Genomic DNA, 16,132 nt, shown 5'->3' on the forward strand with positions numbered 1-16,132 from the left:
CGCCTCCGTATCATGAGGCGGCGAATTAATCGGGTACGGGTCAATGACATTCAGAGATTTTGAGGCGGAAGAAAAACTTTTCCAGCGGCGTGTAATGGTGGCCTTTGGCCTGGTCGTCATCTGTTTTGGCATCCTGATTTATAACCTCTACAACTTACAAATCCGTCAACACCAGTATTACACCACCCGATCGGATGCAAACGACATCAAAATGCTGCCCGTCGCCCCAACGCGCGGTATCATTTACGATCGCAACGGCATTCCACTGGTACAAAATGTCACCTGGTACGACATTTCTGTTACGCCGTATAAAATCAGCGATATGGACGCCCTGCTGAAGCAACTCACGCCGATTGTTGACCTCACGCCAGATGATATTGACCAGTTTCGCCATGAACTGAAGGCCAGCAGCCGCTATCGCCCGGTAGTACTTAAAAATGCGCTGACCGATGTAGAAATTGCCCGTTTCTCTGTGAACCAGTTCCATTTCAGCGGCGTGACCATCAATAGCTACGAAGATCGCCAGTATCCTTATGGGGCGGAGCTGGCACATGTACTTGGTTACGTATCAAAAATCAACGATAGCGATCTGAAAGCACTGGATAAAAAAGGGCTGGCAGAGAACTACGCCGCCGATCACAACATCGGTAAACAGGGTATTGAGCACTACTACGAGAATGACCTGCACGGTAAAACGGGTTATCAGGAAGTGGAAGTTGATAATCACGGGCGTATTGTACGTTTGATTAAAGACGTCCCCCCTGTTGCCGGCAAAGATATCCATCTGACGCTGGATTTACACTTACAGGAATACATTGAAAGCCTGCTGGTGGGACAACGCGCCGCGGTGCTGGTGGAAGATCCCCACGATGGCTCCGTGCTGGCAATGGTCTCAAACCCCAGCTACGATCCGAACCCGTTTGTAAAAGGCATCAGCTACCAGGATTACAACACGCTGTTGCAGGATAAAGACCTGCCATTAATTAACCGCGTCACCCAGGGGTTATATCCTCCTGCCTCAACGGTAAAACCGTACATGGCGATGTCAGCCTTATTAAACGGGGTGATCACACCACAAACCAGCTTCTTTGGTGCCCCGACATGGACACTCCCCGGCACCGAACGGCATTACCGCGACTGGAAAAAAACAGGACACGGCATGCTGGATGTGACCAAAGCGATTGAAGAATCCGCGGATACGTTCTTCTATCAGGTGGCGTACATGATGGGGATCGACCGTATTAACAGCATGCTTAGCCAGTTTGGCTACGGCAAACCTACCGGTATCGATCTTGATGAAGAGTACAACGGTCTGCTGCCAAGCCGCGACTGGAAACAACGGGTGCATAAAAAAGCCTGGTACCAGGGTGACACCATTTCGGTCGGCATCGGCCAGGGTTACTGGATTGCCACGCCAATTCAGATGGTAAAAGCGATGGTCGCACTGATTAACAACGGGAAAGTTATTGCCCCTCATCTGCTACAGGATGAAGAAAGCGGCAAATCAATCACACCCTATCAGGCACCGGAGGCACCCGCGCAAATAGCCTCAGCCTCATCACCGTACTGGAGCCTGGTACGCCAGGCCATGTTCGGCATGGCGAATGCACCTAACGGTACCGGGTATAAATTTTTCCATACAGCACCTTATGGCATCGCGGCCAAAAGCGGAACATCACAAGTCTTTAGCCTGAAAGAAAACCAGACTTACAATGCGAAGATGATCCCCATCCGACTGCGCGACCACGTGTTCTATACCGCATTTGCGCCGTACAAGAATCCAAAAGTCGCCATCGCATTGATTCTGGAAAACGGCGGCAGCGACGGGGTTACCGCCGCGCCGGTCATGCGCCAAATCATGGATCATCTGTTTGCGCCGCAGGACAACACCGGGCAACCCGATGCCGCAGAACAATCTGGCCCGGTCAGCACCGCATCAGTGAACAACACGATTAATAGTACTTACGCAAGTATTCGGTGAGGCACAGCATGGCCATGGCCTGTCCGTAAGGCATAGAGGTGAGTGGGATGTTGTGGTAGAAATCGAGATTGTGCCCCATGCCGGTGCCAAACGAGGTTTGTAGCAACTCCCCTTCCGGGGAAATGTGTTGCACAATACCTCTGATAGCTTTCTCCGCCACCCCCGCATATTCCTGACCGACATAGCGTTTACGCACCGCTTTGAGAATACCGTAAGCGAATCCAGCCGTTGCGGAGGCTTCCAGATATGACTGAGGATCGTCCAGTAAGGTGTGCCACAATCCGCTCTCATCCTGACATTCCGCCAGGGCTGCAATTTGCGCATTGAGAACCTGCACCAGATAACGATGCACGGCGCTGTTTGCCGGCAAATCGATAAGTTCAAGGAAGTCCGGGATAACCATCGTAAGCCAACTATTACCTCGTGCCCAGCGTGCGTTCGCGAAGTTATGCCGCCCCACATAGCTCCAGCCGTGGAACCACAGCCCCGTTTCCTTATCCATCAGATTTTGTACATGCAGCAGAAACTGATACGTGGCCTCTTCGATATACTCAGGACGATTGAGCAACGTGCCAATTTTCGCCAGAGGCAGCACCGTCATCATCAGCGTGTCATCCCACATCTGTTGATGATTTTCTTCTGCCAGCGTGATGTGCTGCATACCGCCAAACTCGGTGCGGGGCATCTGATGCATGGCCCACTCAGCCCAGGCATCAAGCCAGGGCAGATACGCCGGATTACGCGTTTCTTCATAGCGATATGCCAGCGTTAAAAACGGGGCCATCGTGTTGACGTTTTTGGTCGTCGCCCCCTCGGCAAAGCGTTCGGCAAACCAGCTATCGATAATGTCGCGCATCGTCTCATCACCGGTTTGCTGATAATACTGATACATTCCATACAGGCCGACGCCGTGAGTCCACTCCCATCCGGCCCAGCCTTTGGTATCAATAACACGTCCGTCATCCAGTCGCAGCAAGAACTCGCCCGTTTCATCATGAATATTGACCAGGTTATGCGTCACCTTTTTAATGAGCGTTTTTAATTCATCCCTGGCAATAAAATGTTCTGGTTGACGCAACAATGGACTGTGTTTAACCGGGTAAACAATCATTTCCTTAACCTCTGTCAGTGTCGAATTCAATGCTGCGCCCTGTTCCAGTTTCGGCGCGGCAGGTTTATTACGATTCGGATAACCCTGTGTTGTTACCCTAAAGTGATGCGTAAACATGGGGCATCATTACCGGGTCACAGTAAAAGCTAACCGCAGGGGAAACCTTTTTGTTTCTGCCAGGGGTTTTTGCGAAATGGCAATAGCACAAAGAGTCCGATAACACAGGTCACTGATTTTATAAAACAGCGTTTCTTTTTAATTGGGGTGGTCGAACAGAACTGCGAGGTAGCCAGCAGTTTCGCCTGCTGGCCGACGTAAAGAAGGGAATTAACGGTAGTTCACAATCACCTGATTGCTCTGAACCTGCAAGGCAGGGATCAGGCGACCGCCACCAGGCACTTCCCAAACGAAATGCATGGGTTCAATCGCAGGGACACTATTGAAGCCATTGGTGGTACCGCTTTGTCCATCCAGTTCGACACAACGGGATTGAGAGCATAAGCGCACACGTAACCCCGCAGGCGTAGGCCCATTTAATTCATAGCGCCAGGCGACCAGCGTCATCAAGCCGGAAACAGGCTGGCTGGGAACCAAAGGCGAAGATGAAGCCGACTCCCCACGATAATTTAAGGTAATCCCCATACCGCTTGCCTGCCATGTCCCTTCCCCGGCGGCCTGTACCGCCAGTGGAAAAAGCAACAGCCAAAGAAATTTACGCATTATTTACCTCCAATGGTCGCAGTCATACGGATATGGCGGTTATCGGAAAGCTCCATATTCGACAACACCACCAACTGCGGAATACTGCGGCGTAAAAAACGCGCCAGGAGAGGTCGCAGCGCATGATTCACCAGCAATACGGGCGGCGCACCCAACATTTCCTGACGCGACAGTGCTTCCTGCGTCTGCGCCAGCAACCGGTCTGCCAGACCAGGCTCAAGGCCCCCACCGCCCTGTAACGCCTGTAACAACAGGCGCTCAAGCGGCGTGTCGAGTCCGATAACCTGAACTTCCTCGTTACCCGGGAACCACTGCTGAGTAATCGCCCGTCCAAGCGCCACACGCACCACTGCAGTAAGTTCATGCGGATCATTCTGTAACGGGGCATGTTCCGCCAACGTTTCAAGAATGGTGCGCATATCACGAATAGGGACTTTTTCATCCAGCAGGTTCTGCAGCACTTTGTGCAGTGTGGTCAGCGTGACCACACCCGGCACCAGATCTTCTGTCAGTTTTGGCATCTCTTGTGAAACACGATCCAACAGCTGTTGCGCCTCCTGGCGACCAAACAGCTCTGCGGCAAACTGGCCAATCAGATGGTTCAGATGTGTGGCAACCACCGTACTGGCTTCAACAACGGTGAAGCCCTGAATTTGCGCCTGCTCTTTTAGTGCGCTTTCAATCCAGATAGCATCCAGGCCAAAAGCAGGATCAACCGTTTTCTCCCCTGGTAGCGATCCGGCCGCGGTACCCGGGTTGATAGCCAGCCAGCGCCCAGGGTAAGCATCACCACTCCCAATCTCGACGCCTTTCATCAGAATACGATAGCGGGCAGGTTGCAGATCCATATTGTCGCGAATGTGTACCACTGGCGGCAGAAACCCCATATCCTGGGCAAATTTCTTACGAATGCTGCGAATACGCCCCAGCAATTCGCCGTCCTGTTGGAAATCCACCATCGGAATCAGGCGATACCCAACCTCCATTCCCAGCGTGTCTTCCAGCTGTACATCACTCCACGTAGCTTCTACCACCGAGTTATTTTCCGGCATTTTCACCGGCTGAGCTTCTTCAGGTGCTTTTTGCTCGCGTCCGCGCATCCACCAGGCCAGCCCCAGCAATGCCGCGGTAAACATCAGAAATACCAGGTTTGGCATTCCCGGTACCAGCCCCAGTAAACCGAGGACCGCCGCACTAAGCAGCATGACTCTTGGGTTGCTGAACAACTGGGTGACCATCTGTTCACCCACGTCCTGATCGGTACTCACGCGGGTTACGATAACCCCCGCCGCCGTTGAGATTACCAGCGCAGGGATCTGTGCTACCAGCCCGTCACCAATGGTCAGCAGGGTATAGCTTTCTGCCGCGCTGCCCATACTCATACCGTGCTGCAACACCCCAACCAGCAAGCCGCCCACCACGTTGATGACCATGATCAGAATACCGGCGATGGCATCCCCACGAACAAATTTACTCGCACCGTCCATGGAGCCGTAAAAATCGGCTTCCTGTGTCACTTCAGAACGGCGTTTTTTGGCCTCATCTTCACCAATCAATCCCGCATTCAGATCGGCGTCAATCGCCATCTGTTTACCCGGCATCCCGTCCAGCACGAAGCGCGCACCCACTTCCGCGATACGTCCCGCACCTTTGGTGATAACCATAAAGTTGATGATGACGAGAATGACGAAGACCACGATACCGATGGCAAAGTTACCGCCAACCAGGAAGTGACCAAAGGCTTCCACCACTTTACCTGCCGCCGCGGCGCCGGTATGTCCTTCCATCAATATGATACGCGTTGACGCGACGTTCAGTGCCAGGCGCAACAAGGTGGTGAACAGCAGAATCGTTGGGAATGCGGCGAATTCAAGCGTGCGCTGGGTGAACATCGCCACCAACAGCACCATGATCGACAGCGCAATGTTAAAGGTGAACAGTAAATCGAGGATGAAGGCCGGAAGCGGCAGCACCATCATCGACAGGATCAGCAGAATGAGGATCGGCCCGGCAAGAATTTGCCATTGCGTGGATTTCAGGTTGCCGGGCAGACGCAGCATCGCGACCAGATTAGCCATCAGTATTCTTCTCGTTCATAAAATCCAGTGCTTCAGGCACCGGAAGGTTTCCAGGTTGTGGTGGCGGCGTGCCGCCAGCCAGACGCCAGCGTTTTAGCTGCCATACCCATGCCAACACTTCGGCAACGGCGGCATACAATTGGCCAGGTATTTGCTGACCGATCTCAGCATGGCGATATAACGCACGCGCCAGCGGCGGAGCTTCTAACGTTGGGACACGGTGCTCCGCGCCAATCTCTCGAATACGCAATGCCACCAGTCCGGCCCCTTTAGCCACAACTTTTGGCGCGCTCATTTTGTTTTCGTCGTACTGCAAGGCAACCGAATAGTGCGTAGGGTTGGTCACAATAACATCCGCCTTCGGCACATCTGCCATCATGCGGCGCTGTGCGGCCGCACGCTGCATCTGGCGAATTTTGCCCTTAACGTGCGGATCACCTTCGCTTTGTTTAAATTCGTCACGGATATCCTGACGCGACATCCGCAGTTTTTTTACGTGGCTATAAATCTGGAAAAAGACGTCAAACCCCACCATCGGAATGACGCCAAGCACCACCAGTAATGCGCACATACCGACTAAATCCAGCGCATTACCCATCGCCGTAATCGGGGATTCGGCCATCAGGCGCATCATCTCCGGCCAGTTATGCCAGAGGTAGAAGCCCGCCACGCTACCCACCAATGTGGATTTCAATATGGCTTTGAGCAGTTCCGCCCCGGTTTGCGCCGAGAACATACGCTTAATACCCGGTAACGGATTCAGCTTTGAGAATTTGGGTTGCAGCGATTTACCGCTGAAGATCAAGCCGCCAAGCATCACCGGGGAGATCAATGCCACCAGCACAACCCCGGTAATCAGCGGCAACAACGCAATCATGGCGTCTTTAATCAACAGAATGATTTGACTCAGGATCAGGTTAGGGTCATTGACCATACTGTGGTCAAAGCGTAATCCGGTTGACAGCATGCCTGCTAACCTACGGGCGAGCGACTCCCCACCAATCCAGATAATGCACACGCCCACCAACAAAATAAGCAGTGAGGTTAGCTCCTTGGATCGGGGTATCTGCCCTTCTTCCCGTGCTTTTTCAAGTCGGTGGGGTGTGGGGGCTTCTGTTTTGTCGTCGTCGCTTTCTTCTGCCACGCATCAGACCCTGGATAGAGATATAGGCGTGAATGATGCCAGAACAGCCATGCAACAATGGGGAGAGTAAGGGGTAAAAAAGACGGGATTTATGGCTTTAAGGAAAATAAGGGGAGTGATTGCACTTTTTCTACGAGGCTGTTTCCAATCCTTAAATATAGCCTTTTGACCCATAGAATCACTTTCGGCAATTTGCTAGTTTGCTAAACATTCAATTTTAGTCAAAGAGGATTTACGCATGGAATGGCAATCATTGCTTAACGATAAACGACGAAAACCAAAACCACAGCATTCTTGTTCATCATCTCTCGCTCAGGGTAGGCAAGAAATCGAGCGTGATTACGATCGCTTACTTTTCGCAGCACCTACTCGCCGTCTCGCCGACAAAACGCAGGTTTTTCCCCTCGAAGAAAATGACAGTATTCGTACTCGCCTCACCCACTCCCATGAGGTGGCTAATTTTGCCAGAGGAATTGGCATGAGACTGGCATTTGATATGAAAAAAGAAATCTTTGGTGAGTTACCTAAAGGGATATGTGTCGAACGGGATGTTCCCGCGCTGCTAGCGGCAATAGGGCTAGCACATGATTTAGGCAACCCCCCATTCGGCCATCAGGGTGAAGCAGCGATCCGCACGTGGTTTACCCGGAATCTAACTAAATTAGCAGAAAGTGAGGAAAACAAAGAAATCTTCTCTGATTTCATGGAGTTTGATGGTAATTCTCAGACTCTTCGTCTGGTTACCAAGCTACAAATTATTAACGACAGTTTTGGTTTGAATCTAACGTACGCGGCTTTAGCGGCTCTGATTAAATATCCTCGTGCGTCATATGGATCTTCCGATAAATGGAAAAAACACGGTTACTTTTTTTCCGAAAAAGAAGTTATACGTGATATCTGGGATAAAACCGGATTAAACCCGACAAATTCCGACGAGGGCTGTCGCCATCCTTTCACTTATCTTATGGAGGCGTGTGATGACATTGCATACTCCGTGCTGGATGCCGAAGATACTGTTAAAAAGGGCTTCGCCTCCTATCAGGATCTTATCGACTTCCTAAAGTCCAGAAATGGGGCTGACGAGATCACAGCAAAAGTCATTGCGGCAACGGAAAAGAAAAACAAAGATTGGGAATCTAAACGAAATGCACTATCTCCTTATGAAGTCAATGATTTAAGCATGCAAATGTTTAGAGTTTTTGCGACAAGCGAGCTGATTAATGGCATCGTACTGGCCTTCTGCGAAAACCAACTGACATTGCTGTCAGAGGATTGTCATTTTAAAGATCTAATGTCCCACAGTAAGGGATGCCAACTCTGCGATGCGTTAAAAGAGTTCGACAGAACACGCGGTTATCGTCATCGCACCGTTCTTGAACTTGAGCTTAAGGGTTCAAACTATATCCAAAACCTGATGGATATGTTGTGGGTCGGTATTCATGGTCATAAAACCAAACGGGAACGAGAAGAAGAAAAAACCAGCGCCGTAGATCCTCGCGATGAACACAAATCAGATTCGCCATTTGGGCGCTACGCGTATGGGCGAATCTCTGAAAACTATCGCCGTGTTTTCGAAGATCCAGATAACAACCTTCCTGTTCTCTACAAAGAAGCTCAGCTTCTTACTGACGCCATTGCGGGAATGACGGATAGCTATTTAATGCGTCTTCACGATGAGCTAAAATCGCTCTATGAATACGAAAGTCGTACACACTCATCAACGCTCATCACTGGAGTCGAAGATTTTTTCGACTCCAGTGATGAGCGCAAAAAAGCCAGAGCATTAATCGATGCTCTGGTCGTTCAGACGCAGGCGTGGATTTTCGGTGGTATGGTTCGTGACATTGGGCTCTATGGGCCTGATGGCTTCACATCCGATATAGATTTGGTCATTGACTGGTCTCGTCAGGAGCTGATGAATGCGTTATATGCTTTGCCGATTCATCAATTCACCGTCAACAAAATGGGCGGAATACGCTTTCATTACAATGGGCTGGATTTTGATATCTGGTGCATCCAGGATACTTGGGCATTCAAGACCCAGAAAGTGAAGTACGAAAATACTGACAGTCTGTTGAAAACAACGCTAATGTCCTGGGACTCCGTTCTCTATGACGTAAAGCGAAAAAAGGTCATCAGCACTGAACGTTATTTACAGGATCTGCAACGCCGTCGGCTGGAACTGGTGTTGAAAGATACGCCAAATGAGTTGGGTTCTGTCATCAGGATCCTGCGCACAATCTATAACAAACACGTCGAGATTCTTGGACCACAGATTTGTGAATACCTCCGACAAGCCTTGCAGACGTACAGCAGTGATTCCCTAAGGCGGTACGAATATCACAGCTACCAGAAGCACTCGTTCAGCGAAGGCGAACTGCAGCGCCTTAAAGCGTCTCTCTTTGATTCCAGGTATGGGCGTGACACGAAGCTTAATCAGTAATCCAGTCAAACAATAAGCCCCCAAATCTGGGGGCTTATGTCATCAGAAACCGAGGCTATCCAGCAGGTCGTCGACCTGATCCTGGCTTGCCACTACGCCAGCTTTAGAGGTGTCAACCTGCGGACCATTCAGCAAACTTTCGTTCTCGCGTTTTGGTCGGGCGCCCTGCTCCGGAATGTTTTCCAGCAGCACCATCAGCAGTTGACGCTCAATCTCCTGGATAACATCCATCATGCGTTTGATAACCTGACCGGTGAGATCCTGGAAATCCTGCGCCATCATGATGTCCAGTAATTGGGCATTGGTAAAGCTGGTATGACCGGGGACATCACCAAGGAACTGGCGGGTATCAGTGACCAGTTCACGGGCATCGGACAGTTCAATCGGATTTTCGAACCATTCATCCCAGCGTTTGGTCAGGTCTTTTGCCCCTTTTTCCATGGCATCCTGGTGCGGCTGTGAAGCTTCTACGCTGTTCAGCGCACGCTCTGCCGCCTGTGCAGTCATTTGTACAACGTAGTCCAGGCGATCGCGCGCGTCGGGAATGGCTTCCGCCGCTTCGGCAATGGCCTGATCCAGCCCCAGTTCACGCAGGCTGTCGCGCAGCATTCGGGTCAAACTACCGATGCGCGCAATGATGTCCCCTGCCGAGTGTTCGTCAACAGGTTTAATTTGTGGTTGCATCATCATCACATCCTCACATGCCCAGTTTCTCAAAGATCTTATTGAGTTTTTCTTCCAGCGTCGCCGCGGTGAACGGTTTTACAACATAACCACTGGCACCCGCCTGTGCTGCCGCAATAATGTTTTCTTTCTTCGCTTCTGCCGTCACCATCAGCACCGGCAGGGCAGACATACTGCCGTCTGCACGAATGGTTTTCAGCAGTTCAAGACCGTCCATGTTAGGCATGTTCCAGTCGGAAATCACAAATCCGAATCCCCCTGCCTGCAGTTTGTTCAACGCGTCCACACCATCTTCAGCTTCTTCAACGTTGTTAAATCCCAGTTCCTTCAGCAGGTTGCGCACAATGCGACGCATGGTGGAAAAGTCATCCACAACCAAAAACCTAAGCTCTTTATCCGCCATAAAAATAAACTCCTGATTCAAATACGTATTGCCTGTCCGGCACTGATTTTCGCCAGCATTTGCTGGCTTACCTGGCTAAGATCGACCACTTCGCTTACGCCACCCATATTGATGGCCTCGCGCGGCATGCCGAACACCACACAACTTGCTTCGTTTTGCGCAATGGTCCAGGCGCCAGCCTGGTTCATCGCTAACATTCCGGCAGCCCCATCGTTGCCCATACCGGTCAGGATCACCCCGACGGCATTGCGCCCCGCATGTTTCGCCACCGAATGGAACAGCACATCCACTGAAGGCCGATGCCGGTTAACCGGCGGGCCATCATGAATTTTGATCTGGTAGTTCGCCCCGCTACGCGCCAGTTCCATATGCCTGTCGCCAGGAGCGATATACGCATGCCCTGGAAGCACACGTTCTCCGTCTTCTGCCTCTTTCACGGTTATCTGACACAGTTTGTTCAGACGTTCGGCGAACGAACGGGTAAATCCTGGCGGCATATGCTGGGTAATAAGAATACCGGGACTTGAAAGCGGCAATGGCTGGAGTACATGACGAATTGCCTCTGTTCCTCCGGTTGATGCGCCGATGACCAGCAGTTTTTCCGAACTGAGTAACGGCCCCGCCTTCAAGGTCGCTGGCGCTGCCATAGGTTTGTGGGCAGCCAGTTTTGCGCGCGATGCCGTGCGGATTTTCTCCGCAATCATCTCGCTATATGCCAGCATTCCTTCGCGGATCCCCAACTGAGGCTTGGTGACAAAGTCAATCGCCCCCAGTTCCAGGGCCCGCAGCGTGACCTCAGAACCTTTGCCAGTCAGTGAAGAGACCATCACCACGGGCATCGGACGCAGACGCATCAGCTTTTCAAGAAAATCGAGGCCGTCCATGCGCGGCATTTCAACATCCAGCGTCAGAACGTCGGGATTAAATTTTTTGATAAGATCCCGCGCAACCAAAGGATCAGGCGCTGTGGCAACCATCTCCATATCGCTGTGGCTGTTAATAATCTCGGTCATGATTTGACGCATCAATGCAGAATCATCAACCGACAATACCCTGATTTTACTCATGCTTTATCCTTACCTAGCGCATACACCGTCTGCCCGCGCAGGCTAAACTCGCGCACGAGGTTGCTAAAGTTTTCTGAATGACCGGCAAACAGCAGTCCGTCAGGTTTAAGGAGTGGAACAAAACGGTGCAAAATGTCCTGCTGAGTCGTTTTGTCAAAATAGATCATGACGTTACGACAGAATATGGCGTCGAACGGGCCTGGCACGTTGTATTTTTTGTCCAGTAAATTCACGCTGGAAAACTCAACATGGCTTGCCAGTTCCTGCCGTACGCGCACCAGCCCTTCATGAGGCCCGGTACCGCGCATGAAATAACGTTGCAGCTGTTGTGGCGACAACGTTTTTAGCTCGTCAAGACGGTAAATACCGCTTCTTGCCTTTTCCAACACCTCAGTATCAATGTCGCTGGCAAAAACACGCCAGCGACCCGGCGCCATACCCAGGGTATCGGCCAGCGTAATCGCAATACTGTAAGGTTCTTCTCCGGTAGACGCTGCCGCGCTCCAGACGCGATATTCACCGCTGCGTCGACGGGCGTGGTCAGACAGCACCGGAAAGTGATGCCCTTCGCGAAAAAAAGCGGTCAGGTTGGTGGTCAGGGAGTTAATAAAAGCCTGCCACTCAGCACTGTTCTGGTTGGCTTCCAGCATGCTGAGATAGCGACCAAAATCATCCAGTCCCAGGGTACGCAACCGGCGAACCAGGCGGTTATAGACCATGTCCCGCTTGTGGTCGGCCAGCACGATCCCCGCGCGCTGGTAGATTAATTGACATATCCGACGAAAATGCGCGTCAGACAGCGCGAGGCGCTGTGTCATCTGTAACAATAATGACGTTTGCCCGGAGGGCAGAGATGATGTCATAGCGCCTTCTCAATCACATTCAGGATACAACGGGCACAACCTGCGGCTGCGCCAATTCTTGTTGTGTTACGGTTTGCTCTTCAAGCTTAAAAAAGGCGACACAGGCGGAAAGATTATCTGCCTGGGTAGCTAACTGCTCAGTGGCGGCTGCCGCTTCTTCCACCAGCCCGGCGTTCTGCTGTGTGACAGAATCCATCTGGCTGACGGCTTGCGCCACCTGCTCAATGCCTCTGCGTTGTTCATCGGAGGCCGAGGCAATCTCCCCCATGATGTCGTTAACCCGGGTAACCGAGCTAACAATCTCTGTCATCGTGCGCGCCGCCATATCCACCAGTTGCGATCCCTGGTGAACGCGGGTGACGGACTCTTCGATCAGCCCTTTAATTTCTTTCGCTGCCTGCGCGCTACGGCTTGCCAGATTGCGGACCTCTCCGGCGACCACGGCGAAACCGCGCCCCTGCTCACCGGCACGGGCCGCTTCTACCGCAGCGTTTAACGCCAGGATGTTGGTCTGGAAAGCGATGCTGTCAATCACACTGGTGATGTCACCTATCTTCTGCGAGCTGGCAGAAATCTCATGCATAGTGCTGGCAACCTTAGCCGTCTGTTCCCCTCCTTTATGCGCCGTGTCGGCCGCACTTTTGGCAATGCCTGAGGCTTGTCGCGCGTTATCCGCATTTTGCCCCACGGTGGCGGTAAGCTGTTCCATACTGGCTGCCGTTTGCGCCAGCGATGCCGCCTGCTGTTCAGTTCGCGAGGACAGGTCGTTATTACCCATCGCGATTTCCGAGATCCCGGTATGCATTGCCGAGCTCCCCTGGCGTACCTCGCTGACCGTCTCACGCAGTGCTTGTTGCATCGCTTGCAGGCTGGCAAAAATGGCTGAAATCTCATTACGGCCATATACCGCTATCGGTCGCGCCAGATTACCCGCCGCAATGCTGTCGAAATGGCTACCGATGATAGCCAGCGGCTGCACAATCATTTTGCGCGACCAGTACAGCGCTGCGGTCGTTAGTAGCGCCGCCAGTACCAGCATGGTAGCGAAAATCACCCCGGACATATGGTAACTACGCTGGCTGTGGTCCTCTGCTTTTTGCAATACCTGGTTGATGTTGTTCTGCCACGCCGTAAAGTTTGCATCAAAGGCATCCTGTGAAGCCTGCACCGGGGCAGTCAAAAAATCTGACAGCTGATTATTTTCCAGCCAGGTTGCCTGGTGAACCAGGTCGCTATGCCATTGACTGAAACTTTTCTCGGTTGCGCTTTGCAGCGCCTTCCCCTCTTCTGCCGTCTGCGTCGTCGCCATAAAGCGTTTAAATATCGATTCGGACTGGGTCAGGCTGTCCTGTGCAATCGTCATCAGCGCTTTGATATCCTCTGGCGGATAGCTCAGAGCCGTCAGCGTGCCTGCTTTATTAAGTGCAGTACTGGCCTGTAATAACACAGCGCGGGTTTGCGCCAGCGCAGCGCGTTGCTGATTACTCTGTTCGACCTGGTTCAGGTTCTGAAAACCATCCCGAAATGCCCAGAAGGACAAGCCATTACTGCCAATCTGCAAAACACCGCAGAGGATTAAAATCAAAAACAGCGTGGTCGAAATTCGAATACGATTAAACATCAACGCTCCCATCAGGCGGCGCAGGCCGCGGTTTAGCTGTCAGTCAAAATGTTTCCCAATGCGTATCTTGTTCGGTGGCTAGCTGGCGCGGTTGTGACGCCGGAGTTGCTGTTGCAGGTAGTCGCGTATCTCGCGTCTTTGATGATGAAGGACGTGACGCGAGGCGGAATGTCGATACCGACTGGGTCAGGCGACTGGCCTGCTCCTCGAGTGCGGCAGCGGCAGCGGCCGACTCCTGCACCAGCGAGGCGTTCTGTTGCGTAACCCGGTCCATTTCAGACACAGCGAGCGCAACCTGATCTATCCCTCGACTTTGCTCATCGGATGCCGAGGCGATTTCCCCCATGATGTCGGTCACACGCGTGACCGCATTAACGATGTCATGCATGGTTTCCCCGGCGCTTTCTACCAATACAGAACCGGTATCAACCCGCGATACAGAATCTTCAATTAGCGCTTTAATCTCTTTTGCTGCCTGCGCACTGCGGCTCGCCAGGTTACGCACTTCGCCGGCAACGACGGCAAAACCACGGCCTTGTTCACCGGCACGCGCAGCTTCTACCGCCGCATTCAGCGCAAGAATGTTTGTCTGGAATGCAATGCCATCAATAACGCTAATAATGTCGGCAATTTTCTTCGAACTATCGGCGATTTCGTGCATGGTATTCACCACGCTATCGACCACTTTGCCGCCATGTTGCGCGGTATCGGAGGCGCTTTTCGCCAGTTGAGAAGCCTGACGCGCATTGTCCGCATTTTGCTTCACGGTAGCCGTCAGCTGTTCCATGCTGGCTGCTGTTTCTTCCAGTGCGGAAGCCTGTTGTTCAGTACGGGATGAAAGATCGGTGTTACCGCTGGCAATTTCGCTGGTACCGGAATAAATCGCATCCGAACCTTCGCGCACCAGGGTTACCGTTTCGGTTAGCGAACGCTGCATATGATCGACCGTGCTGGCCAGCTCGCCAATTTCATTACGACCGCTGACCGCCAGAGTTGCGGTTAAGTTACCGCTGGCAATTTCACGGATATGCGCAATGACGCGAGACAAAGGGTTTAGCAAGGCATGACGAATGCCATACCACACCACCACCAGAATCAGTACCAGCACGACAGCCAGAATGCCGAGTTGCCATTGGGCAAAATGGTAATCGCTTGCGCTTTGATCAAAGGCCTGGCGGTAGAGTTTCTCGCTAACATCGGCATATTTACCTAACGCTGCGCCGAGGGCATTTTGCATGCCCTGAGTTGGCTGTGCGAAATATGCATCCATGTTGCCGTTTTCAAGGAACTGGACGAGCTCCACCAGGGCCGCATGGTACTGCTGATATTTTTCATCGACGTTACCGCTGGCATCCGTCATATCAGGCAACGGCGTGATTTTTTTGAAATTAGCGTAATGCGCTTCGGCTTGCGCCAACGACGCTTTCGCATTCTTCAGCAGATCATTTTTCGCGCTGCTTTGCTGGTTGGACGCATCCATCATCATGCGCGCAGAGGAACGACTCAAATTGATGCGTGTTTGCAGCATCAGATCCCATGTTGAGGTGAGTTCGCTTTGCTGCTGTCGAAGATCGTTAGAAATAACAAAACTTTGCTGATTCTGCTGCAATGAAGAAAACAACAGACCACCGGAAACAAGCTGTAGCAGTGCGAAAACCCCCAGCACCATCATCAGCATTGTGACAACGCGGATACGGTTAAACATAAGGCACCTTCCTGAAAACGAGTTATCAACATTATCGGCATGCACTGAGATAACTTTACGTTTGCAAAAAGGAAATCCAGCAGGAAAGCAAGGCCGGTGGGCGGAGGGAAAACCGGGGGCACAGAAACCACACCGTATTTACATAAAAACATCATAATTATCATGAAAATAACATTTTCAACTCGCCTGATTTTGCCGCTATTTGTATCCCCTGCCCCTCTTTCGCGTGATACCGATCACATAATCGCCCACCAAATACCACAACAAAATGGATAAAAAATTAAAAAAAGTTGTATCCGCTTACGCTTTAAT

The 16,132-nt window shown here is 51.8% G+C and carries 12 protein-coding genes; 2 read left to right on the plus strand and 10 right to left on the minus strand.

All coding sequences use genetic code 11. The features are described from left to right. Positions 1-43 precede the first annotated feature (43 nt). On the plus strand, positions 44-1,981 hold the full coding sequence (gene mrdA, locus RYZ59_RS19790) for a penicillin-binding protein 2 (RefSeq protein ID WP_318050272.1): 1,938 nt from the start codon (positions 44-46) through the stop codon (positions 1,979-1,981). On the opposite strand, the gene RYZ59_RS19795 is transcribed toward mrdA, so the two are convergent. From RYZ59_RS19795 to flhB, 4 genes are all read right to left on the minus strand, one after another. Next, positions 1,953-3,092, minus strand: a complete 1,140-nt coding sequence (locus RYZ59_RS19795) for a glycoside hydrolase family 105 protein (RefSeq protein ID WP_202039690.1) — start codon at positions 3,090-3,092, stop codon at positions 1,953-1,955. The genes mrdA and RYZ59_RS19795 overlap by 29 nt on opposite strands. A 327-nt stretch (positions 3,093-3,419) precedes the next feature. Further along, on the minus strand, positions 3,420-3,812 hold the full coding sequence (gene flhe / locus RYZ59_RS19800; protein WP_137381557.1) for a flagellar protein FlhE: 393 nt from the start codon (positions 3,810-3,812) through the stop codon (positions 3,420-3,422). Beyond that, the gene (gene flhA / locus RYZ59_RS19805) at positions 3,812-5,890 is read right to left on the minus strand and encodes a flagellar biosynthesis protein FlhA (protein WP_202038384.1); all 2,079 of its coding nucleotides are present in this window, start codon (positions 5,888-5,890) and stop codon (positions 3,812-3,814) included. The genes flhe and flhA overlap by 1 nt, the downstream gene beginning before the upstream one ends. After that, complete coding sequence (gene flhB, locus RYZ59_RS19810; protein ID WP_271441778.1) at positions 5,883-7,034, minus strand: flagellar biosynthesis protein FlhB; 1,152 nt, start codon at positions 7,032-7,034, stop codon at positions 5,883-5,885. Before flhB ends, flhA begins: the two co-directional genes overlap by 8 nt. Before the next feature lie 238 nt (positions 7,035-7,272). Between flhB and dgt the strand changes: the two genes are divergently transcribed. Continuing rightward, positions 7,273-9,477: a dGTP triphosphohydrolase gene (gene dgt, locus RYZ59_RS19815; RefSeq protein WP_318050271.1), complete on the plus strand. Its 2,205-nt coding sequence runs from the start codon at positions 7,273-7,275 to the stop codon at positions 9,475-9,477. A 42-nt stretch (positions 9,478-9,519) separates the two neighbouring features. Here the strand turns inward: dgt and cheZ are convergent, their stop codons facing one another. From cheZ to tar, 6 genes are read right to left on the minus strand one after another with little or no spacing between them, the layout of a single operon-like run. After that, positions 9,520-10,164, minus strand: a complete 645-nt coding sequence (gene cheZ, locus RYZ59_RS19820) for a protein phosphatase CheZ (RefSeq protein WP_040232409.1) — start codon at positions 10,162-10,164, stop codon at positions 9,520-9,522. A gap of 10 nt (positions 10,165-10,174) precedes the next feature. Beyond that, positions 10,175-10,564 carry a chemotaxis response regulator CheY gene (cheY, locus tag RYZ59_RS19825; protein WP_005127682.1) on the minus strand — a complete coding sequence of 130 codons (390 nt, stop codon included), beginning with the start codon at positions 10,562-10,564 and terminating at the stop codon, positions 10,175-10,177. 17 nt (positions 10,565-10,581) lie between these two features. Continuing rightward, positions 10,582-11,631 carry a protein-glutamate methylesterase/protein glutamine deamidase gene (gene cheB / locus RYZ59_RS19830; protein WP_318050270.1) on the minus strand — a complete coding sequence of 350 codons (1,050 nt, stop codon included), beginning with the start codon at positions 11,629-11,631 and terminating at the stop codon, positions 10,582-10,584. After that, a complete protein-coding gene (cheR, locus tag RYZ59_RS19835) occupies positions 11,628-12,494 on the minus strand; it encodes a protein-glutamate O-methyltransferase CheR (protein WP_271441777.1) in 867 nt (288 codons plus the stop codon). Before cheR ends, cheB begins: the two co-directional genes overlap by 4 nt. A gap of 19 nt (positions 12,495-12,513) precedes the next feature. Further along, on the minus strand, positions 12,514-14,115 hold the full coding sequence (gene tap / locus RYZ59_RS19840; protein WP_202038380.1) for a methyl-accepting chemotaxis protein IV: 1,602 nt from the start codon (positions 14,113-14,115) through the stop codon (positions 12,514-12,516). Between the two features lie 43 nt (positions 14,116-14,158). Further along, complete coding sequence (gene tar, locus RYZ59_RS19845) at positions 14,159-15,820, minus strand: methyl-accepting chemotaxis protein II (RefSeq protein WP_048211352.1); 1,662 nt, start codon at positions 15,818-15,820, stop codon at positions 14,159-14,161. Positions 15,821-16,132 lie beyond the last annotated feature (312 nt).

Origin of the sequence: Citrobacter sp. HN-141 (genome assembly GCF_033341895.1) — a bacterium.
Lineage (GTDB): Bacteria > Pseudomonadota > Gammaproteobacteria > Enterobacterales > Enterobacteriaceae > Citrobacter.

Coding starts and splice junctions, on each gene's coding strand:
- mrdA (WP_318050272.1), top strand. CDS start 44: ATGACATTCAGAGATTTTGAGGCGGAAGAAAAACTTTTCCAGCGGCGT.
- RYZ59_RS19795 (WP_202039690.1), bottom strand. CDS start 3,092: ATGATTGTTTACCCGGTTAAACACAGTCCATTGTTGCGTCAACCAGAA.
- flhe (WP_137381557.1), bottom strand. CDS start 3,812: ATGCGTAAATTTCTTTGGCTGTTGCTTTTTCCACTGGCGGTACAGGCC.
- flhA (WP_202038384.1), bottom strand. CDS start 5,890: ATGGCTAATCTGGTCGCGATGCTGCGTCTGCCCGGCAACCTGAAATCC.
- dgt (WP_318050271.1), top strand. CDS start 7,273: ATGGAATGGCAATCATTGCTTAACGATAAACGACGAAAACCAAAACCA.
- cheZ (WP_040232409.1), bottom strand. CDS start 10,164: ATGATGCAACCACAAATTAAACCTGTTGACGAACACTCGGCAGGGGAC.
- cheY (WP_005127682.1), bottom strand. CDS start 10,564: ATGGCGGATAAAGAGCTTAGGTTTTTGGTTGTGGATGACTTTTCCACC.
- cheB (WP_318050270.1), bottom strand. CDS start 11,631: ATGAGTAAAATCAGGGTATTGTCGGTTGATGATTCTGCATTGATGCGT.
- cheR (WP_271441777.1), bottom strand. CDS start 12,494: ATGACATCATCTCTGCCCTCCGGGCAAACGTCATTATTGTTACAGATG.
- tap (WP_202038380.1), bottom strand. CDS start 14,115: ATGTTTAATCGTATTCGAATTTCGACCACGCTGTTTTTGATTTTAATC.
- tar (WP_048211352.1), bottom strand. CDS start 15,820: ATGTTTAACCGTATCCGCGTTGTCACAATGCTGATGATGGTGCTGGGG.